General features: G+C 66.0%; 29 protein-coding genes, 2 tRNA genes and 1 riboswitch. Of the genes, 10 read left to right on the top strand and 21 right to left on the bottom strand.

The features are described 5' to 3' along the window. Positions 1 to 5: 5 nt before the first annotated feature. Positions 6 to 593, bottom strand: coding sequence for a TRAP transporter small permease subunit (locus ACFOOQ_RS17405; protein WP_379728874.1), 588 nt, complete (start codon positions 591 to 593; stop codon positions 6 to 8). Between the two features lie 424 nt (positions 594 to 1,017). On the opposite strand from ACFOOQ_RS17405, the gene ACFOOQ_RS17400 reads away from it, so the two are divergent. Continuing rightward, entirely contained in the window at positions 1,018 to 1,446 is a 429-nt protein-coding gene (locus ACFOOQ_RS17400) for a hypothetical protein (protein ID WP_379728873.1), read from the top strand. A gap of 99 nt (positions 1,447 to 1,545) precedes the next feature. Next, complete coding sequence (locus tag ACFOOQ_RS17395) at positions 1,546 to 2,739, top strand: hypothetical protein (RefSeq protein ID WP_379728872.1); 1,194 nt, start codon at positions 1,546 to 1,548, stop codon at positions 2,737 to 2,739. 17 nt (positions 2,740 to 2,756) lie between these two features. Here ACFOOQ_RS17395 and ACFOOQ_RS17390 read toward each other — a convergent pair whose 3' ends face one another. The 10 genes from ACFOOQ_RS17390 to ACFOOQ_RS17345 form a co-directional block, all read right to left on the bottom strand. Beyond that, the gene (locus ACFOOQ_RS17390; protein WP_379728871.1) at positions 2,757 to 4,013 is read right to left on the bottom strand and encodes a pentapeptide repeat-containing protein; all 1,257 of its coding nucleotides are present in this window, start codon (positions 4,011 to 4,013) and stop codon (positions 2,757 to 2,759) included. A 46-nt stretch (positions 4,014 to 4,059) separates the two neighbouring features. After that, positions 4,060 to 4,383 (bottom strand): hypothetical protein, encoded by a 324-nt coding sequence (locus ACFOOQ_RS17385; RefSeq protein WP_379728870.1) that lies wholly within the window; start codon positions 4,381 to 4,383, stop codon positions 4,060 to 4,062. A 255-nt stretch (positions 4,384 to 4,638) separates the two neighbouring features. Further along, on the bottom strand, positions 4,639 to 5,394 hold the full coding sequence (locus ACFOOQ_RS17380; RefSeq protein ID WP_379728869.1) for an SDR family oxidoreductase: 756 nt from the start codon (positions 5,392 to 5,394) through the stop codon (positions 4,639 to 4,641). Positions 5,395 to 5,564: 170 nt separating this feature from the next. Continuing rightward, positions 5,565 to 5,897 carry a c-type cytochrome gene (locus tag ACFOOQ_RS17375; protein WP_379728868.1) on the bottom strand — a complete coding sequence of 111 codons (333 nt, stop codon included), beginning with the start codon at positions 5,895 to 5,897 and terminating at the stop codon, positions 5,565 to 5,567. Between the two features lie 14 nt (positions 5,898 to 5,911). Continuing rightward, complete coding sequence (locus ACFOOQ_RS17370) at positions 5,912 to 7,150, bottom strand: molybdopterin-dependent oxidoreductase (RefSeq protein ID WP_379728867.1); 1,239 nt, start codon at positions 7,148 to 7,150, stop codon at positions 5,912 to 5,914. 115 nt (positions 7,151 to 7,265) lie between these two features. Further along, positions 7,266 to 7,342: transfer RNA gene (locus tag ACFOOQ_RS17365), tRNA-Arg, on the bottom strand. A gap of 70 nt (positions 7,343 to 7,412) precedes the next feature. Further along, complete coding sequence (locus ACFOOQ_RS17360; protein ID WP_379728866.1) at positions 7,413 to 7,706, bottom strand: ETC complex I subunit; 294 nt, start codon at positions 7,704 to 7,706, stop codon at positions 7,413 to 7,415. A gap of 70 nt (positions 7,707 to 7,776) precedes the next feature. Then, positions 7,777 to 7,853: transfer RNA gene (locus ACFOOQ_RS17355), tRNA-Pro, on the bottom strand. Positions 7,854 to 7,952: 99 nt separating this feature from the next. Next, positions 7,953 to 8,450, bottom strand: a complete 498-nt coding sequence (locus tag ACFOOQ_RS17350; protein ID WP_379728865.1) for a DUF192 domain-containing protein — start codon at positions 8,448 to 8,450, stop codon at positions 7,953 to 7,955. Continuing rightward, on the bottom strand, positions 8,447 to 9,565 hold the full coding sequence (locus ACFOOQ_RS17345; RefSeq protein ID WP_379728864.1) for an acetoin utilization protein AcuC: 1,119 nt from the start codon (positions 9,563 to 9,565) through the stop codon (positions 8,447 to 8,449). The genes ACFOOQ_RS17350 and ACFOOQ_RS17345 overlap by 4 nt, the downstream gene beginning before the upstream one ends. Positions 9,566 to 9,624: 59 nt before the next feature. Continuing rightward, positions 9,625 to 9,732, top strand: a riboswitch (TPP riboswitch). Between ACFOOQ_RS17345 and ACFOOQ_RS17340 the strand changes: the two genes are divergently transcribed. The 4 genes from ACFOOQ_RS17340 (at position 9,724) to ACFOOQ_RS17325 (ending at position 12,819) form a co-directional block, all read left to right on the top strand. Then, positions 9,724 to 10,458, top strand: coding sequence for an ABC transporter ATP-binding protein (locus ACFOOQ_RS17340; RefSeq protein ID WP_379728863.1), 735 nt, complete (start codon positions 9,724 to 9,726; stop codon positions 10,456 to 10,458). Its footprint overlaps the riboswitch before it by 9 nt. After that, positions 10,455 to 11,252: an ABC transporter permease gene (locus ACFOOQ_RS17335; protein ID WP_379728862.1), complete on the top strand. Its 798-nt coding sequence runs from the start codon at positions 10,455 to 10,457 to the stop codon at positions 11,250 to 11,252. The genes ACFOOQ_RS17340 and ACFOOQ_RS17335 overlap by 4 nt, the downstream gene beginning before the upstream one ends. Then, positions 11,249 to 12,187 (top strand): ABC transporter substrate-binding protein, encoded by a 939-nt coding sequence (locus ACFOOQ_RS17330; RefSeq protein WP_379728861.1) that lies wholly within the window; start codon positions 11,249 to 11,251, stop codon positions 12,185 to 12,187. The genes ACFOOQ_RS17335 and ACFOOQ_RS17330 overlap by 4 nt, the downstream gene beginning before the upstream one ends. A gap of 98 nt (positions 12,188 to 12,285) precedes the next feature. Continuing rightward, a complete protein-coding gene (locus ACFOOQ_RS17325) occupies positions 12,286 to 12,819 on the top strand; it encodes a PAS domain-containing protein (protein WP_379728860.1) in 534 nt (177 codons plus the stop codon). 88 nt (positions 12,820 to 12,907) lie between these two features. Here the strand turns inward: ACFOOQ_RS17325 and ACFOOQ_RS17320 are convergent, their stop codons facing one another. Both ACFOOQ_RS17320 and ACFOOQ_RS17315 read right to left on the bottom strand, forming a co-directional pair. Further along, positions 12,908 to 13,588: a cold-shock protein gene (locus ACFOOQ_RS17320; protein ID WP_379728859.1), complete on the bottom strand. Its 681-nt coding sequence runs from the start codon at positions 13,586 to 13,588 to the stop codon at positions 12,908 to 12,910. Between the two features lie 141 nt (positions 13,589 to 13,729). Further along, on the bottom strand, positions 13,730 to 14,464 hold the full coding sequence (locus ACFOOQ_RS17315) for a hypothetical protein (protein WP_379728858.1): 735 nt from the start codon (positions 14,462 to 14,464) through the stop codon (positions 13,730 to 13,732). 120 nt (positions 14,465 to 14,584) lie between these two features. On the opposite strand from ACFOOQ_RS17315, the gene ACFOOQ_RS17310 reads away from it, so the two are divergent. The 4 genes from ACFOOQ_RS17310 to ACFOOQ_RS17295 all read left to right on the top strand — a co-directional run bounded on the left by ACFOOQ_RS17310 (position 14,585) and on the right by ACFOOQ_RS17295 (position 19,039). Then, positions 14,585 to 15,250: an SRPBCC family protein gene (locus ACFOOQ_RS17310; RefSeq protein WP_379728857.1), complete on the top strand. Its 666-nt coding sequence runs from the start codon at positions 14,585 to 14,587 to the stop codon at positions 15,248 to 15,250. 118 nt (positions 15,251 to 15,368) lie between these two features. After that, positions 15,369 to 15,842, top strand: coding sequence for a (2Fe-2S)-binding protein (locus tag ACFOOQ_RS17305; protein ID WP_379728856.1), 474 nt, complete (start codon positions 15,369 to 15,371; stop codon positions 15,840 to 15,842). Between the two features lie 4 nt (positions 15,843 to 15,846). Continuing rightward, the gene (locus tag ACFOOQ_RS17300; protein WP_379728855.1) at positions 15,847 to 18,219 is read left to right on the top strand and encodes a xanthine dehydrogenase family protein molybdopterin-binding subunit; all 2,373 of its coding nucleotides are present in this window, start codon (positions 15,847 to 15,849) and stop codon (positions 18,217 to 18,219) included. Between the two features lie 22 nt (positions 18,220 to 18,241). Beyond that, on the top strand, positions 18,242 to 19,039 hold the full coding sequence (locus ACFOOQ_RS17295) for an FAD binding domain-containing protein (protein WP_379728854.1): 798 nt from the start codon (positions 18,242 to 18,244) through the stop codon (positions 19,037 to 19,039). A gap of 68 nt (positions 19,040 to 19,107) precedes the next feature. Here ACFOOQ_RS17295 and ACFOOQ_RS17290 read toward each other — a convergent pair whose 3' ends face one another. From ACFOOQ_RS17290 to ACFOOQ_RS17255, 8 genes are all read right to left on the bottom strand, one after another. Continuing rightward, the gene (locus ACFOOQ_RS17290; RefSeq protein WP_379728853.1) at positions 19,108 to 19,470 is read right to left on the bottom strand and encodes a nitrile hydratase accessory protein; all 363 of its coding nucleotides are present in this window, start codon (positions 19,468 to 19,470) and stop codon (positions 19,108 to 19,110) included. Continuing rightward, complete coding sequence (gene nthB / locus ACFOOQ_RS17285) at positions 19,467 to 20,129, bottom strand: nitrile hydratase subunit beta (protein WP_379728852.1); 663 nt, start codon at positions 20,127 to 20,129, stop codon at positions 19,467 to 19,469. The genes ACFOOQ_RS17290 and nthB overlap by 4 nt, the downstream gene beginning before the upstream one ends. A gap of 25 nt (positions 20,130 to 20,154) precedes the next feature. Beyond that, a complete protein-coding gene (gene nthA, locus ACFOOQ_RS17280) occupies positions 20,155 to 20,844 on the bottom strand; it encodes a nitrile hydratase subunit alpha (RefSeq protein WP_379728851.1) in 690 nt (229 codons plus the stop codon). A 135-nt stretch (positions 20,845 to 20,979) separates the two neighbouring features. Further along, the gene (locus ACFOOQ_RS17275; protein ID WP_379728850.1) at positions 20,980 to 21,411 is read right to left on the bottom strand and encodes a hypothetical protein; all 432 of its coding nucleotides are present in this window, start codon (positions 21,409 to 21,411) and stop codon (positions 20,980 to 20,982) included. 12 nt (positions 21,412 to 21,423) lie between these two features. Then, complete coding sequence (locus ACFOOQ_RS17270) at positions 21,424 to 22,806, bottom strand: sensor histidine kinase (RefSeq protein WP_379728849.1); 1,383 nt, start codon at positions 22,804 to 22,806, stop codon at positions 21,424 to 21,426. Beyond that, positions 22,799 to 23,479: a winged helix-turn-helix domain-containing protein gene (locus ACFOOQ_RS17265; protein WP_379728848.1), complete on the bottom strand. Its 681-nt coding sequence runs from the start codon at positions 23,477 to 23,479 to the stop codon at positions 22,799 to 22,801. The genes ACFOOQ_RS17270 and ACFOOQ_RS17265 overlap by 8 nt, the downstream gene beginning before the upstream one ends. Before the next feature lie 71 nt (positions 23,480 to 23,550). Beyond that, on the bottom strand, positions 23,551 to 25,029 hold the full coding sequence (locus tag ACFOOQ_RS17260) for a DegQ family serine endoprotease (RefSeq protein ID WP_379728847.1): 1,479 nt from the start codon (positions 25,027 to 25,029) through the stop codon (positions 23,551 to 23,553). Between the two features lie 124 nt (positions 25,030 to 25,153). Next, positions 25,154 to 26,560, bottom strand: coding sequence for a multicopper oxidase family protein (locus ACFOOQ_RS17255; protein ID WP_379728846.1), 1,407 nt, complete (start codon positions 26,558 to 26,560; stop codon positions 25,154 to 25,156). Between the last annotated feature and the right edge of the window lie 56 nt (positions 26,561 to 26,616).

Here is a 26,616-nt window from a genome sequence, read left to right as displayed (position 1 = left end):
CGCTGTTACTCTCCCACCATGTCTGCCGGCGCGTTCACGGGATCCGCGGGCGGTACGCCATGGGATGCACGTTTCGGATTGGGATTCGGAATCAGCCCCATCAGGAAAGCAACGCGCTTGATGATTTCCGAGAGGGCCTGCAGCACCAGCAGGGCAAAGCCGATCGGGATCAGTATCTTCACCGGCCAGCGCACCAGTCCGCCGGCGTTCTGCGACATTTCGTGATGGATGTAGGAATCCGTGAACACCGGCCACGACAGCCACATGATGATGGTCGCCATCGGCAGCAGGAACAGCACACCGCCGACAATGTCGATCCAGGTCTGTGCCCGCTCGGACAGCCGGCCGGTGATGATGTCGATGCGGATATGTTCGTTGCGCAGCAGCGTGTAGCCGGCGCAAAGCAGGAAAATCGCCGAGAAGAAGTACCATTGCAGTTCGAGCCATTTGTTCGAACTGGTGTCGAGCGTGTAGCGGATGGTTGCATTGCCCGCACTGACCACGACGGCGGCCAGGACCAGCCAGTAAACCAGACGACCGACATGCTCATTGAGCCAGTCGACTGCCCGACTGAATGCCAGAAGGATACCCAACAAGACCTCCCTACCCCGAATCGACGGCGCTTTCGGTCGCGCCGGACAAGCCCGGCGTCGCCTGAATACACCCTTGGGCGCAGCGAGTTACCCCCGCTGCACCGTATGGTCAAGCCACAGTGTGGAACGACCCCTGTTTAGCGCCCCCTGTAAAGGCGCTTCGTTATAGCAGGTTCACCCGCAGGATGTGAAATATTCTGAACCGATTGAGCATGTTACTGAAAAGCAATGCCTCCGGCGGCCGGTCCTGTGAAATACTGCAGGATGCCAGGCGGCCGCCGGGGTCCTTGGGGCTTCCCGGCCGGGGGAATCGGCAGGTTTTAAGCCTCGGTAAACCATTGCCCTGGAAAGTGTTGGCGCACCAGCGGGTTGTATCGCAATATGGATACCCCGGCTTGGCGCCAGAAAGGATTACGCCAAGGTCATGTGGCGCAGTGTCGTCAGACGTACCCGCAGAACGCAGCCCGATCCGGTGCTGGCCCCGTCGCCGCGCGATCGGGAGCGGGTCGATGGCATCATCAACCGTATTTCCGAGGAAACCCTCCAGGTGTTCGACCTGCTGAAAGACGGCATGGTCAAGGAGGCCTCGTTCAAGACCGTTGAAGAAGGCATCACCCGGCACTGCATCCTCTCGACCTTCGAACAGGTCCGCGTCGATGCCTTCAAGGACGCCGCCGGTCTCGCACGCCATCAGGCCCGCCGGTTCGCCGAGGCGGCCCTCGAGATGCCGGAGCCGCAGCAGCGCCAGTTCGTGCTGTCGGTCTCACTGGCCTTTGAGCGATTTGCAAAACAGCTGCAGGCCATTGAACAGCGCGCCCTCGCGGAGAAAGCGCGCCAAGCGGTTGCTGAGTGAATCTGCCGTGATATCTGCCGCTGTGGGGTGCAGCGGCGTTGCAGTGGTAAATATGCCGGATTAAAACAACTACAGCTTTATCGGTGGGGAGATAGCTGAATGTTTGGGTCTATGTTTGGCGGCGGGCGTGCCTACGCCTATGAAATCTATGTGATGGTCGATGGCCGCTGGCGCCTCGACAAACGCCTTGAGGGCGAAGCGAGCAGCACCCAGCATGCCAATGAGCAGATGGAAAAGTCTGCCATCGCACAGGCCAACGCGCTACTCAACATGGGCGATTTCAGTGCCGTCAAGGTGATGCGCTCGCGCGCACGCAGCGACGGCTTCCAGACCCAGTCGGAAATCTTCAACAAGACGGCGACGGCCCGCCCGAAGGCGATGGTGACGCGCCCGTTCAAGGGCCTTTTCCCGATCTGCGGCACGGTCCACGACCTGTCTCGCCGCCCGGCGGCAAAAGGCTTCAGCGCGACCTTCCGCGAATTCCTCGACAAGCAGAATGCAACGTCGCTGGAGCTGCTGCATTCGCCGCAGCATATCCGCAAGCTGAACGACATGAGCAGCTTCCTGCGCGCCGGCATCTATGCCCTTGCCGGCGCGCAGACCCAGCCCGACCTGCCGAGCCAGTCCGAGCGCAGCAAGAAGCTGGAAAGCCTGTTCGAGAAGCAGTTCCAGATGGTTCGCGACGCGATGGCGGAAAAGGGCCTGCCGGCCTTCGAGAACAACGATTTCTCGGCTCTCTACAAGCGTCTGGCTGCGCGCGAGCAGGATATCGACAAGCTGCGGTTCCTGTTCTTTTTCCAGACCACCAAGTCGACCCAGACGATGTCGAGCTACGCCGCGCGGCTGGATATCGCCCTGGCCGACATGATTGACCGTCCGACCAAGGGACTCGATGAGCTGCTCGACGAAATCTCGGCGGCCTGCCTCGATTCAACGACGCTGATCCAGGACATCCTCGGCCCGCGCGCCAATCTGTCGGAGGCCCTGCTGGCGCTGGCCGAACTGTCGACCGGCAAGCTGCAGATGCCCGCGAAACCGGATCCGGTGCTGGAGAAGCTCAACAAACTGCTGGGCGAGAACCGTCTGCCCTGCTGCGCCGAGACGCTGTGGGACCGCATCCTGGCCAACCTGTCTTCCAAGACGCTGCTCAGCAAGAGCGACCCGAAGAAGGAATGGCAGATGAGCCGCAACCTCAATCACAAACTGCTGGCGGTGGCGCCGGAAGCGCTCAAGGAACAGATCGATTACGCCGGACGGATGCGCATGGAGCGTGCCCGCAACATGGAAGACTGATGTCGGGGCAGTTGCCCTCAGCTCGCTGAGGGCAACTGCGCACCGGTCGTATCAGCGCCTTCCAGGTCGGTATTGACCATCTTCGCATCGGACAGGTTGGCGTTGATCAGCCTGGCCCTGGTCAGCTTGGCATCGATCAGGTTGGCGCCCTTCAGCAGCGCATCCGAGAAATCCGCCTCGGTGGCATCCGCCGCGGCCAGGCTGGCCGACCAGAAGCGGCCGATCGGCTTGCCGTCCGGCCCGCGCAGCGGCACCTGGCCGAGCTGGGCCCGCTGCAAAACCGCCTTGTGCAGGATGGCACGGGCCATGTTGGCACCATTGGCCAGCGCACCGATCAGGTTGGCGCCGGTCAGATCGGCTTCCGACAGGTCGGTCATCACCAGCGTGGTGTTCTGCAGCTTGGCACCGGCGAGTTTCGCACCCTTGAGATTGGCGCCGCTGAGGTCTTTTCCGGCCAGGTCGATGCGTTCCATGTTCAGCCCGGCAAGATCGGCGCGCGAGCCTTCCTTGCCGTCGGTCTTGATCCACTTCTCGTGCTCCTGAAGGATCGTCGCGACCGTATCGCCGAAGCTGGAGATATCGACGAACAGTTCTGCCCCGGCGAAGTTGGCGGACTCCATGTCGACGTCCTCGAGGATCGCCCCCTTGAGGTCGGCGCCCTGGAAATCGGCGCCGTCGATCAGGGCCAGCGACATGTCGACGCCGCGCAGGCAGGCGCCCTTGAAATCCGCGCCGGCGAGATTGGCCTTGCGCAGCGATACCTTGGTCAGGTTGGCGCGCGACAGGTTGGCGCCCGACAGGTTGACGCCGTTCATGTTCGAACCGGTCAGGTTCGAACCGCGCAGATTGGCTTCGGTCAGGTCGGCGCCCGAGGTATTGGCCTTGGGCTTCTTGCCGCTGGAATCCGCGGCGCCGAAGCCGACCCCGTCGTCAGAGGCCTGCATCAGCGCGCCGCCACGGAAATCCACCCCCATCAGCCGGGCGCCGGCCAGGGTGGCACCCCGCATTGAGGCGCCGCGCAGGTCGGCCTTGGACAGGTCGGATTTGGACAGGTCCGCCCGCTCGAGGTTGGCGGCGAACAGATCGGCCTCGGACAGATTGGTCTCGACGAGCACGGCCCGGGCCAGGTTGGCGCCCGACAGCTTGGCCGCCCGCAGGTCGGCACCGGAAAAGTCATACCCCTGGAGATCGGCAAGCGACAAATTCAGACGGGCACCACGCGGACGCTTCAGCAGCCACTCGCGGTGGCGTGCCAGCATCCGTTCAACCTCCATGGGGTTCATTCTGCCCCTAGCCCCCTCTTGCTATGGCAACCGCCGCCTACTGCTTCGGCCGCATGAAATCTTCAACGATTTTAATGTTTTTCTCTAGCTCCGCAATCTTCCCGCTGAGTTCGGCAACCTTCACCCGCAGGCTTTGCAGCCCGGAAACAGCCCCCTGAGCGGCTTCCTTCGCATTGCGCAGCTCACTTTGCAACTGTGGCGACGGCCCCTTCGCCGACCGCAGCTGTGCCTGGATGTCCATGATGGCCTTGTCGAGCTGGGGGCGCCGTTTCGCCAGGGCCGCCATTTCACCCTCAAGACGGCTTTTTTCCTCCTGATGGTGGAGAATCTGCTCCCGCATCTGCTCGATGGCGCCGGACAAAATCACCCCTTCCGTAACGCTGTTACCAAGCTGCCGCCAAGGCAGCTCCCCCGGTAAACTTCATAGACTTCTGTTCCCGCGCCGCCAAGCTGTCCTTATGGCGTAGCCGGCGAGCGGCACCGGCAGCCAGCCCTTTGCGTCGCGCCGGGACAAATGCCAAAAAATCAGGCCGTCTCGCCGTGCCGTTTCAGCCCTGAAATCTGCCGCACCAATACCGGGGTCCGCTGGCGTGCCCTGACCGTGACCGGCCCGGGATCAGCCGCGACCGACGAACGGCATCTTCGAGGCCATCACCGTCATGAACAGGATGTTGGTGTCGAGCGGCAGGCCGGCCATGTGCACCACCGCATCGGCGACATGCTGCACGTCCATGCGCGGCTCGACCTTCATCGAGCCATCGGCCTGCGGCACGCCCTTGGCCATGCGCTCGGTCATCTCGGTCGCCGCATTGCCGATGTCGACCTGGCCGACCGCGATGTCATAGGCGCGGCCGTCCAGCGAGCAGGCCTTGGTCAGGCCCGACACGGCATGCTTGGTCGAGGTGTAGGGCGCCGAGAACGGCCGCGGTGCATAGGCCGAGATCGAGCCGTTGTTGATGATACGGCCGCCGCGCGGCGTCTGGTCCTTCATGATGCGGAAGGCTTCCTGGCTGCACAGGAACATGCCGGTCAGGTTCACGTCGACCACGGCCTTCCACTGCTCGTAGGAGATATCCTCGAACGGCATCACCGGCGTGCCCATGCCGGCATTGTTGAACAGCACGTCGAGCCGGCCGAAGGCCTGCTTGGTCTTGGCGAACAGCGAGCGCACCGAGGCCGGGTCGCCCACATCGGTCGAGACCGCCAGCGCACGCGTGCCGTGTTTCTCGGCCTCACGGGCGGCGGTCTCCAGCGGCTCGAGCCGCCGGCCGGCCAGCACAACATTGTAGCCGGCCTTGGCCAGCGCCAGCGCCGAAGCCTTGCCGATCCCGGTGCCGGCACCGGTCACCAGCGCCACTTTGGTCGTCGTCATGTCCCGTTTCCTCCGGTTCATTGCATGCCCGGCCCGCCGGACACTGTATGCATTGTGATTTTTATTATTATCCAGAGGATTAGCAGAAAGGAAGGCCGCCGGGCAGCCTGTCGCCGCCCGGCGGTGACAAATCCCTGTCCGAAACCGGCAGCTTCTGCGCGGGCCGGGGTCTATTTGCTGCCTTTGGTATGGGTCAGATAGTCGACGATGGCATCGACATCCTCTTGCGCGACCGGTGCCTTGTAGGCGTTGATCATCTTGCCGACTTCGGCCGCCCAGGCCGCCCTGGGCATGGCCGGCTGGTTCAGCACCATGCCGGCCGAATGACAGGCGAGGCAGTTGTCGTTGATCGCCGCCGCTCCGGGGCCGTCGGGGAAGGTCCGGTCGCTGTCGGGCAGGTCGACCGTCACCGATGCCAGATCGGACGGAGCGCCGGCACGGGCCAGCGGGACAAGGGCAAATCCGGCCAGAGCCAGACAGCAGCAAAAGACAGGACGAAGCATGATGCGGCCCTCCCCTAGACGGCAGCGACGTCGATCGTCTCGACGACGTTGCGCATGAAGCCGCCGGGATTCCAGTTGGCCGTGTCCGGCTGGACTTCATCGTTGCCGTTCCGGCAGCGCACTTTCACGCCGATGCGGCCGCGCGCTGCCGGCGTGAAACTGGCATGCCACTGCCGGAAGCCGTATTTGCCCGCGTCCCGGCCCAATTGCGCCGGCCGCCATGTGCGGCCGTCATCGACCGACAATTCCACCGCAGCGACGCTGGTATCGCCACCGAAAGCGATGCCGCGCAATGCCGCCGGCTGCCCGACCGGCACCGTCATGCCGCTGCGCAGATTGGTGACGAAGGAGCGCGGCACCATGCGATTGATCGGCACCATCTTCACGCCGGCCTGCCCGGGCCGCATGTCGGCATGGGGCGTATCCGGGATGGTGTAGGCCTTCGCCATCCAGAAATTGCCGTCGGGCCTGTCCAGCACTTCGATGTCGCTCAGCATCTTGGTCCAGTAGGTCGAGTACCAGCCGGGCACGACAAGACGCAGCGGAAAGCCGTTCAGCAGCGGCAACTGTTCGCTGTTCATGGCGAAGGCGATCATCACCTCGCCGTCGCGGGCATGGTCGATGGCCAGGGATTTCAGGAAGGCCGGCGCCTCGTCCACGACAGGCTCGTCGAGCCCGCGCATGCGCACCTGCAGGGCACCGGCGCGGATGCCGGCACGGTCCAGCACGTCCTTCAGCCGGACGCCGGTCCACAGCGCATTGCCCATGGCGCCATTCGCCCATTGCCCGCCCGCCACACGCGGCTGGAAGAAGCCGCGCGAATTGCCCGAGCACTGATTGACGGCCGCCATCTCCACTCGCGGAAAGCCATGCAGGATGTCGTTCAGGGTCAGCGACAGGGGCCGGCTGACATGGCCATGGACCTTGAGGCGGAAGGTGGCGACATCCACCTCAGTCGGAATGACGGCCCAATGCCAGCGGACATAAAACTGGTCGTTCGGCGTGAAAACACCCTTGTCGAACACCTCCCAGGGGGTTTCCAGCAAGGGGGGCCGCGTCCGCTGCAGGATCATCTGCCCCTTCTGCGGAAAGGCCGTGGTCAACGCCCGTTCGCCCGGCCCGCCGGGCAGCGCCAGATCCGTCATCGCTTGCGCCAGGGAGCGATGCGAAAGCAATGCCGCACTACCCAGACCCGCAGCCGCGAGCAGGCCGCGGCGGGTCAGCCTGGGGAGAGGATGTGTCGTTCCGGCCATATCGGAGCTCCTTCGCTGGTGGCGTGGGCGACAATATGGCTTGGAAGCGAGATCAAACTAACTTGTGAAACTGATGATTTCGATCAGATTTCGTGATGCTCCGCGCCCGTGGGAATGGCGCGCCCTGGTGGATTCGAACCACCGACCTGCCGCTTAGAAGGCGGCTGCTCTATCCAACTGAGCTAAGGGCGCCCGAAGGAAAACGGGTACTGTCCGCCGCCGGCGAGGCCGGCCGCGTCACGGCACCCCGCCATCAGCAGGTTTAGCGGATTCTGGTAAACGCGAAGTTGTCGGCGTAGGTCTTGCGGATCACCTTGCGGGCCTGCGGTTCCTCGACCTCGTAGGGAATGCCGTGCTTGCGGGCATAGGCCTCGGCCTCTGCGCGGCTGTCGAAGCTGAGCGCGAGCTGGCTCAGCGTGCCGTTGGCCCCGGTCCAGCCCATCAGCGGCTCGACGAAGCGGCTGCCCGCCGTGTCGTAATCCAGCTGCCACTGGCGGGTCAGCGCCTTGCCCGACTGCATGGCCGTCTTGGTCGGTTGATAGATCCGCGCCTTCATGCCGTCTGTCCTGCTTCTCTGGTCTGCCTGTCCGGTTCTAACTGTCCGGCGCCATACTGCCGGGCCGGGCTGGTCGGGGCGAGAGGATTCGAACCTCCGACATCCAGCTCCCAAAGCTGGCGCTCTACCAGGCTGAGCTACACCCCGTGCCGGTCCCGGCCGGAAACCACCGGAAAATCCGCGGCCTGTTTATCACGAAGGCTCCCGCCGGGCCAGCCCCGGAAAGGCGCCCAAAAGGCAGGCAGATCAGCGCTTTGCGGCTGGGGAATCGCCGAAAATGGCATGCAGGACCCGGTCGCCGGCCCGGATTCCCAGCCGGGTGACCGTCCCGCCGTTCAGTTCGAGCACCGCCCGCACCGGGCCGTCGGAATTGATCCCGGTCTCGTCGTGGGGAATCGCCCGCTGGTGGATATTCAGGATCGTGCCGTCGGCCCTGATGAACAGCATGTCGAGCGGGATGAGCGTGTTGCGCATCCAGAACGAGGCCATCTGCTCCTGGCCGAAATCGAACAGCATGCCGGCATCCGGCGCCATGCTCTGGCGGAACATCAGGCCGCGGGCCCGGCTTTCATCATTGCTCGCCAGTTCCACCGTGAAATGCTGCGGGCCCTTCGCCGTCTCGATCACCAGATCGCTGTGCGGCAGTGCCGGCTGCGGCTGGGCCGCCGCCGGCAGGGCCAGCAAGGCTGCGGCCAGCAGCCCGAGAAACCATCGCCGTGTCGCGTCAATCAAACGAACTGTCACGCCCGCATCCTCTCTTTCGTGCGCCGGATCAGGGCGCACACCTCGTCCCGCACCGGCCCCTCGCGACCGGCATCGGCCAGGGTGGTGAACCAGTGCGGCGGCGGATTGCGGCCCGCCGCGCGGCTCCAAGTCAGCTCGCGCAGCAGGGCCTCGGCTTCCGCCGGCAGCCGGTCGGGAATCTCCTGCCCGGTCAGCGTCGCCCAGACGCCGGTCCAGCAGCGCGCCACCGACCATGGATTATAGCCGCCGCCGCCCAGCACCAACAGGCGCGGCGCCAGACCGCCCATCGCGCGCACCGCCCGCCACAGCGCGCCGTTGCCCAGGTTCTGATGCCCGAGCGGGTCGTCGGCCAGCGCATCGGCGCCGCATTGCACGACCAGCGCATCCGGCCGGAAACCTTCCACCAAGGGCCCGATGGCGTCGCCGATCAGCGCATCCATCTCCGGGTCGGTCATGCCCGGCGGCACCGGATAGTTGAACAGGTTGCCGGCGCCCTCTTCATTGAGCTGGCCGGAATGCGGCCAGCGGCCGGCCTCGTGCACCGAGGCGACCAGCACGCGGTCGGCCTCGGCAAAGGCATCGGCCACGCCGTCGCCGTGATGCACATCGAGATCGACATAGGCGACGCGGCCGAGGCCGGCATCCAGCATATGCAGGATCGCCAGCACCGGATCGTTGAAATAGCAGAAGCCCGAGGCGCGGTCCGGCCGACCATGATGGGTGCCGCCGCCGGGGCTGTAGACGATGCCACCTTCCGCCAGCAGATGCGCGGCGGCGATCAGGCTGCCGCCGACACCGGTGGCCGGACGACGGAACATGGTGCCGTAGACCGGATTGCCGCCGCGGCCGAGGTTGTAGCGCAAAGAGTCTTCCGCGCTGACCGTCAGCGTCTGTTCGGCCGCCTGCACCGCGGCGATGTAATCCGGCCGGTGGAAACGCGCCAGTTCGGCCGGCGTGGCCGGACGGCTTTCGCGATACTGGCCGGGTGCCACCCAGCCGAGCGCACGGATCAGGTCGAGCACCGTGGAGACACGCGGGATCGACAGCGGATGTTTGCCGCCGAGCGAGGAATGCCGGTAGATGTCGTTGCCAATCAGCAGAGGCGCGGCCTGCATGCCGGGAAATCTAGTGGTTCGGCGGCCCTTAACAAGTATCCCGCGGCTTCTATAATGAGGCTGCCCTGAGGGGGAGCCGATGGGCGGCTGAGAGGTCCGGGTTGGCCGGACGACCCCTCGAACCTGTCCGGGTCATGCCGGCGTAGGGATTCAGCGGCTTGCCTTTTCCCGTCCCCTCACCCACCGCCGCCTCGCCGGGCTTCACGCTGCGCGACAGTGGATTTTCCTATAACGACGCGCCGCTGCTGGCGCCGCTGCGGCTGGACCTGCGGCCGCGCGAGATCGTCGCCATCCTCGGCCCCAGCGGCAGCGGCAAGAGCACCCTGCTGAAGCGGCTGGCCGGCCTGTTGCCCGGCGGCGCGGCGACCGACCTGCCCGGCCGGATCGCCTGGATGGCGCAGCAGGACCTGCTGCTGCCCTGGCTGAGCCTGCGCGAGAATGTGCTGCTCGGTGCCCGGCTACGCGGCGAGGCCGCCGATGCGGCCGCCGCCGACGCCCTGCTGGCGCGCCTCGGCCTCGGCGCCTGGACGACGGCACGCCCGGCGGCATTATCGGGTGGCATGCGCCAGCGCGTGGCACTGGCCCGCACCCTGATCGAGAACCGTCCGCTGGTGCTGATGGACGAACCCTTCTCGGCGCTGGATGCCATCACCCGCGAGGAGATGCAGGATCTCGCCTGCGAGCTGCTGGCCGACCGCTGCGTGATGCTGGTGACCCACGACCCGGCCGAGGCCTGCCGCATTGCCGACCGCATCTTCGTACTGTCGGGCCGGCCGGCGGTGCTGAGCGAGGTCGCCGCCTTTCCGGCCCGCGGACCGCGTGACACGCTTGCGGACGACATCCTGCCGGTGCTGCGCCGCGTGCACGACCTGCTGCGCGAGGCAGCGCCATGAGCCTCCGCCTGCTGCGCCCGCTGCTGACGCTGGCCGGCCTGCTGCTGCTGTGGGAAGCGGCGGTGTATCTGTTCGCCCTGCCGCCCTATATCCTGCCGCCGCCGCACCGCGTGTTGCCGATCCTGGTCGACCGTGCCGGGCTGCTGGCCGCCCATGCGGCGGTCACGGTCACCGAAATGCTGCTCGGCCTGCTGTTCGGCGCCCTGCTCGGCGCTGCGGCCGCGCTTGGCCTGTTGCTGTCGATAGCTGCGCGGCGCTGGCTGCTGCCGCTGATCGTCGCCAGCCAGGCGGTGCCGGTCTTCGCGCTGGCGCCGCTGCTGGTGCTGTGGTTCGGCTACGGCATGGCGTCGAAGATCGTCATGGCACTGCTGATCATCTTCTTCCCGGTCGCCATGACGCTCTATGATGGCCTGCGCCGCACCGAGACCGGCTGGCTCGACCTGGCGCGGGTGATGACCGGCGATGCGCCACGCCATCGCCTGCGCATCCTGCTGCGCATCCGCCTGATGGCCGCACTGCCCGCCTTTGCCAGCGGCCTGAAGGTCGCCGCCGCCGTCGCGCCCATCGGCGCCGTGATCGGCGAATGGGTCGGCGCCAGCGCCGGCCTCGGCTTCCTGATGCTGCAGGCCAATGCCCGCGTGCAGACCGACCTGATGTTCGCCGCACTGATCGTGCTGGCCGCCTGTGCCGTGGCGCTCTATGCGCTGGTCGATCTTCTGTCCCGCCGCCTGCTGCCGTGGCAGGCCGATACTCATGCCGAACCGCTTTCCGACCGACCGGAGACCACCCGATGACACGCCTGCTGACCGCCTTCCTCGCCGCCATCCTGCTGCTGCCCGCCACCGCCTCGGCGCATGACAAGCTGACCGTGGTGCTCGACTGGTTCGTCAACCCCGACCATGCGCCGCTGGTCGTCGCCAAGAATGCCGGCATCTTCGACCGCCACGACCTGCAGGTTGATCTGGTGGCACCGGCCGATCCGAACGATCCGCCCAAGCTGGTCGCCGCCGGCAAGGCCGATGTCGCGATCTCGTACCAGCCGCAGCTGCACATGCAGGTCGCCGAAGGCCTGCCGCTGCGCCGCATCGGCACGCTGGTCGCCACGCCGCTGAATGCGCTGGTGGTGCTGCGCGACGGGCCGGTCAAAACCGTTGCCGACCTGAAGGGCCGCAAGATCGGCTATTCGATCGGCGGTTTCGAGGATGCGCTGCTGAAGACCATGCTCGGCGAATACGGCCTCAAGCTCACCGACGTCACCATGGTCAATGTCAACTTCACGCTGTCGCCCTCGCTGTATACCGGCCAGGTCGACGCGGTGATCGGCGCCTTCCGCAATTTCGAGCTGAACCAGATGGACCTTGCCGGCAAGCCCGGCCGCGCCTTCTATCCCGAGGAATACGGCGTGCCGCTCTATGACGAACTGATCCTGGTGGCCAACAAGGATCACCTGCAGGACCCGCGCCTGTCGCGCCTGCTGGATGCGCTGGAAGAGGCCGTCGCCATGCTGCACAACCACCCGGATGAGAGCTGGGCCGCCTTCATCAAGGGCGACAAGAGCCTGAACGACGACCTCAACCGCCGGGCCTGGCGGGATACCCTGCCGCGTTTCGCCCCCTCGCCACGGGCGCTGGACCGCCACCGCTACGCCCGTTTCGCGGCCTATCTGGCCCGCCAGGGCCTGATCCCCAAGGCCCTGCCGGTCGACAGCTACGCCACCGAACTGAAATAAGCCGACAATCCTGCCTTGCCCGGTGTAGAGTTCACCCCATCTGAAGTGGAGAACACTGGCTCCGGGAGGACCCGGCGATGCGGCTGCCAGATTACCCTGTGCTGCATCCACGTTTCCGCTGGATGCGGGACTATCTCTCCCGCGTGGCGCCGCCCGGCGGCCTGCCCGGCCGGCAGGCTGTCGACCCGACGGTCTTCAAGGCGCTGCTGCCCTTCATCAACCTGGTCGACGTCATCCGCCGGCCTGACGGCCTCGATTTCCGCTTCCGCCTGGTCGGCACCCTGCAGACCACCGTTGCCGGCCGCGAGATCACCGGCCGGCACGTTGAGGAAGCCGTCCTGCCGCAATTCGTCGATCGCATCCGCGCCAACATGATAGCAACGGTCGAACATCGCGATGCGATCTACGACCGGTTTCCGATGCCGCATCCCGGTCGCGACTTCATCGATACCGAGCGCATCTACTATCCGCTGGCCAGCAACGGCCACGACATCGACATGCTGCTGATCCTGAACGGCTATCCTGAAGACGAAAACCGCAGCGACATTCCCCTGCCGCCACTGCCGGAACAGCCAGCCCAGAAGCCGGCGGCGCCGACTGCCGAACCATCCGGTGTGAAGCCCCAGGCATGACGGGCTCCAGCAAGACAGGCCCGACATGAAAAACGCCGGCATGTTGCCATGCCGGCGTCAGATTTCATTCAGTCGAGAGAGGCGCGCGTCAGTCGAGGCGAATCTCGGCGACCTGCGGCCCCTTCGGGCCCTGACCGATGCGGATGCGCACGGTCTGACCGGGCTGCAGTTCCTGGATACCCTCGCGGCGCAGCACTTCCATATGGACGAAGATGTCCTGGTCGCCATCGCCACGCGACACGAAGCCATAGCCCTTTACGGCATTGAACCACTTGACCTTGGCTTCGAAGAAATCGCCCTGGGCCACCACGGACGGGAAGCGCGGGCCACGGTCGCCGCCGCCGAAACCGCCACCACCACCGAAGCCGCCGCGATCCCCCCGATCGCCAAAGCCGCCCCGGTCGCCAAAGCCACCCCGGTCGCCGAAACCGCCCCGGTCACCACCGAAGCGCGGTGCACGCGGCGGGCGCGGACCGCCCATGCCACCGCCACCCGGGCCGCGCGCAGCAGATGGCGCCGCCGTGCTGGTATCGACCGAAAGTACACGAACGGCCTGCATGCCCTTGGGCCGCTTGGCGACCTCGAGGAACACCGTGGTCCCCTCTTCAACGCTCTCGTAGCCGGCCTGCCGCAGGCAGGAAAGATGCAGGAAAACGTCACCGGAATTGTCGTCGGGACTGACGAAACCAAAACCTTTGACTGCGTTGAACCACTTAACCTTGCCGGAAATTTTGACGATTTCCGCGTCGCCGAAGCCCCCTTGATCCACTCTCGTAATCCTTCATATTGCCGCACTGGGGCTTAGAGCGTAGCACCTTGTGAAACACCCTGCAAAACGATTCTAAAAGGCTGCCCGGGGGTTACCGGCAGAACGTCAGCGTCAGGAACAGTCTTCGCCGCGGCCGGCAGATCACATCGTCGGCCCTTCGACGCGACGCTTCGGACGCCAGCGCGTCACCGACCGCCCATCGGCGGTGAAGCGTACCTCCTGGCTCTCCGGCGGAGCCGCGCGCAGATGGCCGACGGCTTCCTGAACCGAGGCGGTCCGCCCGGTTGCCTTGCCCGGCGTCTTCGCCGGCTGGCCGCGCATGGCACGGGTCAGCGGATGGCTCCCCTCTCCGGCATGCTCGGCGATCTTGGCGCGCACTTCCTCCTCGAAAGACGGCAGGTCGGTTTTGGCCTGCTGGCGCGCCGGCAGGGTCGGCGCGGATGCACGGGCGACCGGCTTGCCGCCGCGATGCAGTTCAACATGCACCTCGCTGCCGGGGCCGTTCTCCTGCGCCTTCTTCCAGGCCGGGTCCCCCACCACCAGCTTGTGCAGTGCGATTGCCGGCAGGGCACCGAAGCGCTTCCAGAAGCCCTCCAGGAAAGATTCGGCGGTATCGCTCATGGTCGGGGTCCAGGGATTCTCGATGCCGGCCTGGAACACCAGGTCCAGCGTCGGCTCGAGCGGGCCGTCGTCACCGACCAGAAATGTTGCCGGCATCAGCTTGGCGCCCTCGCGCAGGATGGCATAATGGGCCTGCGCCAGGTACAGCAGCCAACGCAGCTTGGGCAGCGACATGGCAATGCGCTCGGACGCGGCGCGTTCGAGGAACCAGAAGCTGACATCGATACCGGATCGCGTTGCGGGAACCATCGCCATCCTCACTCACTGCGCGCTGGCCGGCGCGGAAAACGGGACCTGAAACTGGCTCTGCCGAGCCTAGGTCGCTAATCTTAACAGGGCGTGAATCGATTATCCGTACTTTTCGGAGATTTTATCATGGAATTGACCGGCGAACAGCTCATCCCCGCCCCCCGCAGCAAGGTGTGGGATGCCATCAACGACCCCGAAATCCTGCGCCAGTGCATCACCGGGGCGGAAACCGTCACCAAGACCTCCGATACCGACTTCGAGGCCACCGTGCAGGTCAAGGTCGGCCCGGTGAAGGCCCGCTTCAAGGGCAAGGTCTCGCTCGGCGACCTCGACCCGCCGAACAGCTGCACCATCAGCGGCGAGGCCCAGGGCGGCGTCGCCGCCGGTTTCGGCAAGGGCAGCGCCGAGGTGCGCCTTGCCGACGCCCCGATCAATGGCGGCACCGGCACGAAGCTGACCTATGCCGTGAAGGCCCAGGTCGGCGGCAAGCTGGCGCAGATCGGCGCCCGGCTGATCGACGGTGTCGCCGCCAAGATGGCGGATGACTTCTTCTCGAAGTTCAATGCCATTGTCGGCGGCCCGGCTGCCGCGGAAGGGGGCGGTGCTGCAGCGCAAGATGCTCAGGCCCCGGAGATCGCACCGGAGATGGCGATCGGCGCGGCGGCAACGACTGCTGCACCGCAACCGGCACCGCTGCCTGCTCCGGTAACCGGCGGGATACCGTCATGGGCCTGGATCATCGGCCTGATCGTGATCGTCGGCATCGTGACGGTAATTGTCCTGCGGCAATAATGCCGCGCATCGAAATGCCGCCGATTTGCAACTTGACGCGCGTTACGCGATTTGCCCAGAGTCTTGTCCGGGTGAAGCGTGCGCCTAGTTTCTGCTTAGCGCTTTTAGGGAGGAATGCATGTCCAACTCCGTGACGATGACCGTCAACGGCCAGTCTGTTACGCGCGATATCGAACCGCGCACGCTTCTGGTCCAGCTTCTGCGAGACATTCTCGGCATGACCGGCACCCATGTGGGCTGCGACACCAGCCAGTGCGGCGCCTGCGTCGTCCATGTCGACGGCCGCAGCGTCAAGTCCTGCACCATGCTGGCCGCCCAGGCCCAGGGCGCCACGGTCACCACCATCGAAGGCCTCGCCGCCTCTGACGGCAAGCTGCATCCGATGCAGGAAGCCTTCCGCGAGCATCATGCCCTGCAGTGCGGCTTCTGCACGCCGGGCATGATCATGAGTGCCATCGACCTCGTGCAGCGCCATCCGAACCCGGACGAGGATACCGTTCGCCACGAGCTGGAAGGCAACATCTGCCGCTGCACCGGCTACCACAACATCGTCAAGGCCGTGATGGCCGGGGCGCAGGCAATGCGGGGGTGACGTCATGACCAACCAGGGCATCGGACAGGCTGTCCGCCGTAAGGAAGATTTCCGCTTCATCACCGGCCAGGGCCATTACACCGACGACATCAACCGCCCCGGTCAGCTTCATGCCGCCTTCCTGCGATCGCCGCACGCCTTCGCGAAAATCAAGTCAATCGATACTGCCACCGCGGCAAAGATGCCCGGCATCGTCGCCGTCTATACCGGCAAGGATGTCGCCGTCGACAAGGTCGGCGGCCTGATCTGCGGCTGGACCGTCAAGGACAAGAAGGGCGAACCGCACAAGGCGCCGCGCCACGACATTATCGCCATCGACCATGTCCGCCATGTCGGCGACCAGGTTGCCGTGGTGATCGCCGACACCTATGCCCATGCCCGCGACGCGGCCGAAGCCATCGACGTCGATTACGATGTGCTGAAGCCGGTGGTCGACGTAGTCACCGCGCTCAAGCCCGGCGCGCCGCAGGTGCATGCCGATGTTCCAGGCAACCTCTGCTACGACTGGGAATTCGGTGACAAGGCAGCCACCGAGGCGGCCTTCGCCAAGGCCGACCATGTCACCAAGATCGAGCTGCTGAACAACCGGCTGTCGCCCAATCCGATGGAGCCGCGCAGCGCCATCGCCGAATACGACGCCGGCCTGGATTCGACGACCGTCTACACGACGTCGCAGAACCCGCACGTGCTGCGGCTGCTGCTCTGCGCCTTCGTCTTCGGCCTGCCGGAAAACAAGGTCCGCGTCATCGCCCCCGATGTCGGCGGCGGCTTCGGCTCGAAGATTTTCAACTATGCGGAAGAGACGGTCTGTTTCTGGGCCGCCCGCAAGCTGAGAAAGCCGGTTAAATGGACCTCGGACCGCACCGAGGCCTTCCTGACCGACGCCCATGGCCGCGACCATGTCACCCATGCCGAGCTGGCAATGACCAAGGACGGCAAGTTCCTCGGCCTGCGCGTCGACACCAAGGCCAACATGGGCGCCTATCTGTCGACCTTCGCGTCGGCGGTGCCGACCTATCTCTACGCCCTGCTGCTGGCCGGCCAGTACACCACGCCGGCGGTCTATGCCGAGGTCAAGGCGGTGTTCACCAACACCACGCCGGTGGATGCCTATCGCGGCGCCGGCCGGCCGGAAGCCACCTATGTGGTCGAGCGCATCGTCGAGGCGGCGGCGCGCGAGCTGAAGATGGACCCGGTCGAACTGCGCAAGAAGAACTTCGTGCCGCCGGATGCCTTCCCGTACCAGACCCCGGTCGCCTGCGTGTATGACTCCGGCCAGTACGCCAAGGCAATCGACGAGGCCTGCAAGATGGCCGATTACGCCGGCTTCCCGAAGCGCAAGGCGGACGCCGCGAAGAAGGGCAAGCTGCGCGGTATCGGCTTCTGCGCCTATATCGAAGCCTGCGGCATCGCGCCGTCGGCGGTGGTCGGCTCGCTCGGCGCCGGCGTCGGCCTGTGGGAATCGGCACAGATCCGCTTCAACGCCACCGGCACGGTGTTCGTCTACACCGGCTCGCACAGCCATGGCCAGGGCCATGAGACCACCTTCGCCCAGGTGGTCTCCGACAAGCTCGGCGTGCCGCTCGACAGCATCGAGGTCGTGCACGGCGACACCGCCCTCGTGCCCATGGGCATGGGCACCTACGGCTCGCGCTCGCTGGCCGTCGGCGGCTCCGCCATCGTGCGGGCGACCGACAAGATCATCGAGAAGGGCAAGAAGATCGCCGCCCATCTGATGGAAGCAGCCGTCGACGACGTCGTCTTCGAAGGCGGCAACTTCTCGGTCAAAGGCACCGACAAGCAGGTGCCGATGGCCCAGGTCGCCTTCACCGCCTATGTGCCACATAACTATCCGGCCGATCTCGAACCCGGCCTCGAGGCCAGCGCCTTCTACGATCCGGCCAACTTCACTTTCCCGGCCGGCACCCATATCGCCGAAGTCGAGATCGATGCCGATACCGGCGTCACCACCCTGGTCAACTGGGTCGCCGTGGACGATTTCGGCAAGGTGGTCAACCCGATGATCGTCGAGGGCCAGGTGCATGGCGGCATCGCCCAGGGCGTCGGCCAGGCGCTGATGGAGGGCGTCGTCTACGACAAGGAGAGCGGCCAGCTGCTGACCGCCTCTTTCCTCGATTACTGCATGCCGCGCGCCGACAATCTGCCATCCTACAAGGTCGGCATGATCGAGACGCCCTGCCCGCATAATCCGCTGGGCGTGAAGGGCTGCGGCGAGGCCGGTGCGATTGCCGCGCCTGCCGCGCTGATGAATGCCATTACCGATGCGCTCGGTACCGAAGACATCACCATGCCGGCAACGCCGCTGAAGGTATGGAACGTGATCCAGAGCCGCCATCTGGCGGATGCCGCCGAATAGACCAGTCCCGGAGACCTGCCCCATGTATGCTTTCAACTATCACCGTCCGTCCTCTCTCGCCGATGCGGCCAAGCTGCTCGGCGGCGCCGAGGACGGCAAATTCGTCGCCGGTGGCCAGACCCTGCTGCCGACGCTCAAGCAGCGGCTGGCCTCGCCGTCGGACCTGATCGATGTCACCGGCATCCCCGAGCTGAAAGGCATCACGGTGTCGGGCGGCAGCGTCACCATCGGCGCTGCCACCCGCCATGCCGTGGTGGCCGCCTCGGCCGAGGTGAAGAAGGCGATCCCGGCGCTGGCACATCTGGCCGGCGGGATCGGCGACCCGCAGGTGCGCAACATGGGCACGCTGGGCGGTTCGCTGGCCAACAACGACCCGGCGGCGGATTATCCCGCGGCCGTGCTCGGCCTCGGCGCCACCGTGCATACCAGCAAGCGCAAGATCGCCGCCGATGACTATTTCACCAGCATGTTCGAGACTGCGCTGGAAGACGGCGAGATCATCGTCAAGGTCGAGTTCCCGATCCCGAAGCGGGCCGGCTATGTGAAGTTCCCCAACCCGGCCTCGCGCTACGTGATGGTTGGCGCCTTCGTGGCCGAGACCGCCGGCGGCATCCGCGTCGCCATCAACGGTGCCGGCCCCTGCGTGTTCCGCCATGCGGCCATGGAAGCCGCGCTGGCGAAATCCTTCGCGCCGGATGCGCTCAAGGGCATCAAGACCGCTGCCGGCGAGATGAACAATGACATCCATGCCAGCGCCGAATACCGCGCCCATCTGGTCGGCGTGATCGCCAGGCGGGCCGTGCAGGCCGCGCTGGGCTGATCCTTCCGGATATTCGAAGTGCGAACGGGGGCTGCCGGCCCCCGTTTTCATGCCGGGCCGGATTCCGCTTAGGGCAGCATGATCGGCTGGCCGTGCGGGGTGGCACGCGCGGCCCGGTCCCACGCGGCGGCACGGTCCTGCAGGCCATGGCTGCTGGCGGCGCCCTTCTCGATGACGAGACGCTCGAGCGCGGCCAGCCAATGGCGGTAATAGGTCTCGCCGGTATCGGGGTCGCCTTCGGCCTGGGCGCGACGGATTTCAGCGGTCAGCGCCGCCGCCCATTCCGGCCAGGTGAACAGGCCCTGCTGGTGCAGCGCGACCGCCATGGCAAAGGCCTGCGCCTCCCAGGGGGCGCGGAAGACCGGCGCGGCGGTCTCGTCGCAGGGCAGGTCCGGCAGCAGGTCGACCGGGATACTCGCGCCGGCTGTCATGTCACGGGCTCCAGATAGCTTTCCCAGGCGTCCACCGAGACCGACAGGGTCGGATCGCCCTGCTCACCCCACAGCTCGCGGCCGTCGAAGCGGACGGTATACAGCCATTGCGGCGCATCGCCCTGCCCCTGCGCGGAGACGTCCGGGAAGACATGGGCGCCATGCACCAGCTCGATCACGCCGGTATGGCCGCGCACATAGCGCGGCAGCCGGGTATGGCCGGCGGGATGGATGTTCTTCGCCCGCACGCGGTCGCCGACCTTGAAGCGCGCCTTTGCATCGGACGGCCGGTCGCTCGGCCCGCCCCTGGCCAGCACCTCCGGCACCTTGTCCAGCGTCAGGACACGGGCCAGCGGCTTCGCCGGCTGCAGCGCATGGCCGGCCGCGATCTCGTCGCCGGAGACCAGGCCACGCTCGGCCATCAGCTTCTCCATGCCGGCCAGCCAGATCTCGTAATAGGTCTTGGCGAGATACTGCGGCGGCGGCAGGCTTTCGCGCGCGGCACGCGACTGGTCGATATTCCACTGCCCGGTCGTACCCATGGCGAGCGTCATGGCCAGCACGCGCTTTTCCCATGCGGCATGGAAGCGCACATGTTCGGGCTCGGGCTGCACCGGGCCAAAGCCCATCATGCCGCCCATGTCGGCTGCGCCATTCATGACGCATATCCTTTTCCTGGGCCATTCATTGCGCGGCCTCCAGCTCGGGCGGCGTGCGGGCCAGCCCGGTACCGATCATGCTGTCGCGGGTGACCAGCTTGGCGAGCTGTTCCTCGCTCCAGCCCTCGGTGCCGGCGGGGCGTTCGGGCAGTACCAGGTAACGGACTTCCGCGGTGGAATCCCACACCTTGATCTGCCGGTTCGCCGGCAAGGTGACGCCGAAATCCTTCAGCACGCCGCGCGGGTCCATCACCGCGCGCGAGCGGTAGGGCGCCGCCTTGTACCAGACCGGCGGCAGGCCGAGCACCGGCCACGGATAGCAGGAACACAGCGTGCAGACGACCATGTTGTGCACGGCCGGCGTATTCTCGACCGCGACCATATGCTCGCCCTGGCGGCCGGTATAGCCGAGCGAGTGGATCGCCGCCGTGGCATCCTGCATCAGCCAGTCGTGATAGGCCGGATCGCTCCAGGCCTTCGCCACCACATGGGCGCCGTTATGGGGGCCGACCCTGGTCTCGTAGGTCTCGATCAGCGCATCGAGGGCGGCCGGATCGACATAGCCCTTCTCGACCAGGATGCTTTCCAGCGCACGCACGCGCAGCTCGACATCCGACAGCACGGTGCCGCCGGCGGCGTCGTGGCTGTGGTCATGCTCATCATCATGCCCATGGTCATGATGATGATCGTGGTGGTGATCGTGTTGCTGGCTCATCGGGTCCGCCATCGGGGTGTGATAACCAGCCCCTTTATAGCAGACCGCGGCAGGCAAAAAGAAGCCGGGAGGGCCCGTGCGGCGAGACCCTCCCGGCAGCGCGACAGCCTTTGCTGGCTGACGACTGGCTGGCGCTCAGCTGTCGCGCTTTTCGATCTTGCCGGCCTCCGGATCGATGATCAGATGCATGGTCCTGCCGTCTCGTGTCACGGTGGCGGCATACATCCGGCCATCGCGGTGGAAATTGTCAAAATCGCCGTAGCCCCGGGACTCCAGCAGGTTGAGCGCGTCGGTGGCCGGCGAATGGGCCATGGCGTCGTCACTGGCGGCCGGGGCGGCCATTTTCCTCGCCGGAGCGGTGGCCGGCATGCTGCCGGTGGCCGCAACGGCCGGTACTGTCATGCCGACGGCCACGAGGCTGGAAAGCGCCAGGGCCAGGGCGGCGGTTTTGCTGTCTGGGTGGAAGCGATACATGGAACAACCCTCCTTGAACTGTTGGGTCCGAACTGTTCCCTGTGGAACGCAACCACTATGGCAAAGCTTGGCTTTTCCCGCGGTGAAGGCCAAGTTAATTAATCTTTAGGATTGCGCGGCGGCGTCCGGCGCGGCCCGCGACAGGCGCAGGCTCGCCCGTAATCCCGGCGCGTTATCGGCAAAATCGAGGCTGCCGCCATGCAGCCGGGCCACCGCCTGCACCAGACTGAGGCCGAGGCCGACGCCGCCCTTGCCGCGCGCGGAATCGCCGCGATAGAACCGCTCGGTCACCCGCTCGCGCTCGTCCGCCGGAATGCCCGGGCCGTTGTCGGCCACGGTAATCACGATGCGGTCATCGCCATCCGCCGCGATGCCGAGGCGGATGCGGCCGCCGGCCGGCGTGTATTTCACCGCGTTGTCGAGCAGGTTGCCGACCGCCTGCGCCAGCAGGAAGGGATCGCCGCTGACCTGGATATCGGGTGCCGTGTCGGTTTCGAGCGTCAGGCCCTTCTGCTCGGCGGACGGCCCGTATAATTCAGCCAGATCGTCGACCAGTTCGGCCAGATCGACGCGGGTGAAGCCGGCGCGGCGCAGGCCGGAATCGATCTCCGACAGGCGCAGCAGGGCGTTGAACACGCCGATCAGCCGGTCGATGTCACTGACCGCCTCGCCCAGGCTGTCGAGCGTCAGTTCGCGGTCCGGCTTGCTGCGCAGGATATCCTCCAGCCGGGCGCGCAGCTCGGCCAGCGGCGTGCGCAGGTCATGGGCGATGGCATTCGAGACATTGCGCACGCCCTCGATCAGCTGCTGGATCTGTTCCAGCATGCGGTTGATGATGCCGGCAAGCTGGTCGAACTCGTCGTCGGCGCCACGCATCGGGATGCGCTGGCCGAGGTTGCCGTCGACGATGGCGATTGTCGTGCGGTTGATGCTCTCGATACGCTGCAGGATGAAGCGCCGCACCAGCAGGCCGCCGATCACCGCCAGGCCGAGCGCAATGGCCGCGGCCCAGGCGCCGCTGCGCAGTACCATGCCCTGCACGGCAACACGGTCCTGGATATCGCGACCGACGATCAGCTGGTAATTGCCCGGCAGGGCGACATGCAGCAGGCGGGCCTGATGCAGCTTGCCCTCGTAGACCAGATCGACCTCGTGCCAGCCCATGCTGCGGTCGATCTTCAGCGGCCAGGCATCGACATTGCCGGCCAGCGGTTTCAGGGCCGGATCGGCCAGCAGGTAGATCGCCCGCTTGTCCTGGTTGGCATCGACCCGCTCTTCCACCGTCTGCATGGCGCCCGGCAGGCCAAAATCATGCAGCCGGTCGCCGATCGCCCGGGTATCGGCGGCGATCACCGCATCGATCTCGCGGTCGAGATAGCCGACCGTATGCCACCACAGCAGGCCGACCAGGGTCAGCGACGACACGACCAGCAGCAGCGCATAGATCAGCGCCAGCCGGACCGATGTCGAGCGCAGCAGTTTAGTCATCCGCGGTCAGCATATAGCCCGCCCCGCGTACTGTCCGCAGCAAAGGCGCCTCGTATCCGGCGTCGATCTTCTGGCGCAGGTTGCTGATATGCACATCGATCACATTGGTCTGCGGATCGAAATGATAGTTCCAGACGTTTTCCAGCAGCATGGTGCGGGTGACCACCTGGTTGGCATGGCGCATCAGGTATTCCAGCAGCTTGAATTCGCGCGGCTGCAACTGGATGGTCTTGCCGGCGCGCGCCACCTTGCGCGACAGCAGGTCCATGCTGAGGTCGGCGACGGCCAGCGCGGTCTGGGTATCGGCGGCGATGCTGCGGCGCAGCAGGGCAGCCAGCCGCGCCTCCAGCTCGCCGAAGGCAAACGGCTTGGTCAAGTAGTCGTCGCCGCCGGCCTTGAGGCCGCGGATGCGTTCGTCGACATCGGCCAGCGCACTGAGGATCAGCACCGGCGTCGGGTTGTCGGCCTTGCGCATCGCCTCGAGGATCGCCAGCCCGTCGACCCCGCCGGGCAGCATGCGATCGAGGATCACAGCGTCGTAATGCTCGGTGGTGGCCAGGAACAGCCCGTCACGGCCGTTCTCGGCATGGTCGACGGTATGACCGGCCTCTTCCAGTCCCTTGCAGACGAACTGCGACACCCGGGCGTTGTCTTCGACCAGCAGGATCTTCATGGCGGCATTGTTTCGGGCAAATCCGGGGCGGTCAATGCCGCCCCGGACTTTCGGTTCCGCTTTCATCGCGGTCAGGCGATTTCCAGCGCCAGGTAATAGGTGGTGCCGTGACGCAGCACCAGCAGCGGCACAGCGTCCTTATGCGCCTTGCGCGCATCCCGGATCTTCTCGGCCACCTGGCCCGGGGTGGTGACGCTGCTGCCGCCGACCTTGACGATCACATCGCCGGCCTGCACGCCGCTTTCCTCGGCATGGCTGTCCGGCTTGACCTGGGCCACCACCACGCCGTGGGCCTTGTCGTCGAGACCGAACTGCTGGCGCACATCCGGCGTCAGCGCAGCCAGCGACAGGCCGACCTTGTCGCCCGAGGGATTGTCGGCCGAGGCCACATCCTGGTCGGCCGGCTGGGTGCCGATGGCGACACGGATATCCTTGGTATTGCCATCGCGCCAGACATGCACATCGGCATGATCGCCGGCATGGATATTGGCCACCGCCAGGGCGAGGTCACGCGGCTCCTTGATCTTGGCATCGTTGATGCCGGTGATCACGTCACCCTGCTTCAGCCCGGCGGCCAGCGCCGGCGAATCGGGCAGCACCGAATTGACGATGACGCCGTCACTGTCGGGCCGGCCGAGCGCCTTGGCCAGCGTGTCGGTCATCGGCTGCATCTGGATGCCGAGCCAGCCGCGCGAGACCTTGCCGCTCGACTTGAGCTGCGCGATCACCTGGGAGGCGATGTTGGACGGAATGGCAAAGCCGATGCCGACATTGCCGCCGTTCGGCGTATAGATCGCCGAATCGATGCCGATCACCTTGCCCGACTGGTCGAACAGCGGGCCGCCGGAATTGCCTGGATTGATCGGCGCATCGACCTGCAGGAAGTTGTCGTAGGGCCCGTTGTTGAGGTCGCGGCCGCGCGCCGAGACGATGCCGGCCGTGACGCTGCCGCCCAGGCCGAACGGATTGCCGACCGCGATCACCCAGTCGCCGATGCGCGCCGCGTCGGAATCGCCGAAGGCGACATAGGGCAGATCCTTCTTCGGCTTGATCTTGAGCAGCGCGAGATCCGTCTTGGCGTCGCGACCCTTCAGCTCGGCCGGATAGCTGGTGCCGTCATCCAGCGTAACGACGATCTTGCTGGCGCTGTCGATCACATGGTTGTTGGTGACGATCCAGCCGCTCGGGTCGACGATGAAGCCCGAGCCCAGCGCATGCTGCGGACCGCGATGACGCTGCTGCTGTTCCATGAACTGGCGGAAGAATTCCTCGAACGGCGAACCGGGCGGGAAGTTCGGCATCTGCTGCTGGCCGTTCTTGTCGTCGACCTTCTCGGTGGTGGCGATGTTCACCACCGCCGGCTTCACCCGGGCGACGAGATCGGCAAAGCCGGCGCGCTGGGCCATGGGCGGCACGGTGACCGGCGGGTTGCTGTCGTTGGCGGCAATCGCGCCGGCCGCGAGGAAGCCGCCGCCGCCAGCCAGCACTGTGGTGGCGAGCAGGACGGCAGCGATGGCGCGCTTGCTGCGGGAGAATTTGCGGTTGGTCATGGATGGCCTCCTGGGCTGGGGAATCACTGTCATCCCGAACATAGGAAGCCCCGGCTTTGGCCGACCTGAACGCCGGATTAAATAAATTTAATGATGCGGCCGGCAGCGCCGGCCCTGCTCCGCCTTACGCCACCCGCAGATAGCCCATCATGCCGGTTTCCTGGTGCTCGATGATGTGGCAGTGGAACATCCAGTCGCCCGGCCGGCCGCCGACGAAGGCGATCTTCACCCGCTCATTGGGCCGCACCAGCACGGTGTCGCACCAGTGCGAGCGCACATCCTCCTCGGTCGAGGCAATCACGCGGAAGGTATGACCATGCAGATGCATCGGATGGGTATGCGGCGTGCCGTTGAAGATTTCGGCGATGTAGCTGCGGCCGCTTTTCAGGGTGAACAGGGGATCGGCCTTCAGCCCCGGCCCCATGCCGGGCCAGGCCTGGCGGTTGATCGACCAGAACACCTGGCGGGTCAGGCAGAGGTCGTCGGCACCGAAGCCATTCTCCTTCGCCCATTCGTTGATCTGCGGCGAATCGGCATGGCCGGCCAGCAGGGTGAACTGCAGCGAGTCGGCATTCTTCAGGTCCGGCTCGGGCAGTTCCGGCGGCGGCAGGCGCAGCGCCGGCTGCGCGCCGTCGCGCTTCACCGCCTCGCCCCGGGTGACGATCTTCGCCAGCAGATGCGGCTTCGAGCTCCAGATATCCTCAAGGAAGGCCTCGGCGCCCTCGGTGGCCGGCATGACGACGCCGATATCGGCGCGCATCGCCGGACCAATCCGCCAGCCATCGACCGGAAACGGTTCGCAGGCATTGCCGTCGGTGGCGATCACGACGGCCTGTTCGGCACCGCGCAGACCCAGCATGGGGATGCGGGTGTTGTCGATGTTGAGCACGCGCAGCCGCAGCCGCGTGCCCGGCCGCACCGTGATCACCGGCGCCGCCATGCCGTTGGCGGTGCGCAGCCGGCCGAAGGTGCCAGCCCGCGCCGCGCCGGCATCGGTGGTGAATTCCTCGAAGCTGCCGTCCTTGGCTACCCGCCAGTCCTTCAGCACGATGGTCTGCTCGCGGTCGAACAGGCCGGCATCGCGCGGGTCCTCGACCACCAGCACACCGGCCAGGCCGCGGCCGAGCTGGGTGACGGTGTCGCAATGGGGATGAAAAAAGAAGGTGCCCGGATCGGGTGGCGTGAAGGCATAGTGGAAGCTCTGGCCCGGCTCGACCGGCTGCTGGCTGAAATACGGCACGCCATCCATCGGGAATGGCAGGCGGATGCCGTGCCAGTGGATCGCCGTCTGCTCGGGCAGCGCGTTCTTCAGCACCGCCTCGAAGGGCTGGCCGCGCCGCAGCCGCAGTTCCAGCGGCCAGGTCGCGTTGTAGCCCCACAGCGGACTCGGGCCGGTGCAGCCGGGCAGCAGGAAGGACATCGGCTCGGCGGTCAGCGTGACCGGGCCGGCGGCGGCGACGGCGCGCGGCAGCACGCCGACGAGGCCGGCGGCAGCGATGGAAGTCTGGAGGAAACGGCGACGCGACAGCATGGACGGACGACCTCGCAACATTACGGCCCGGCCTGATCAGGGGCCGGGAACTGGAC

It is taken from the genome of Ferrovibrio xuzhouensis (assembly GCF_042648965.1).
Classification (GTDB): Bacteria; Pseudomonadota; Alphaproteobacteria; order Ferrovibrionales; family Ferrovibrionaceae; genus Ferrovibrio; species Ferrovibrio xuzhouensis.
The sequence above is the reverse complement of the archived record's forward strand: the minus strand, read 5'-3'. Positions and strand labels throughout refer to the sequence as shown.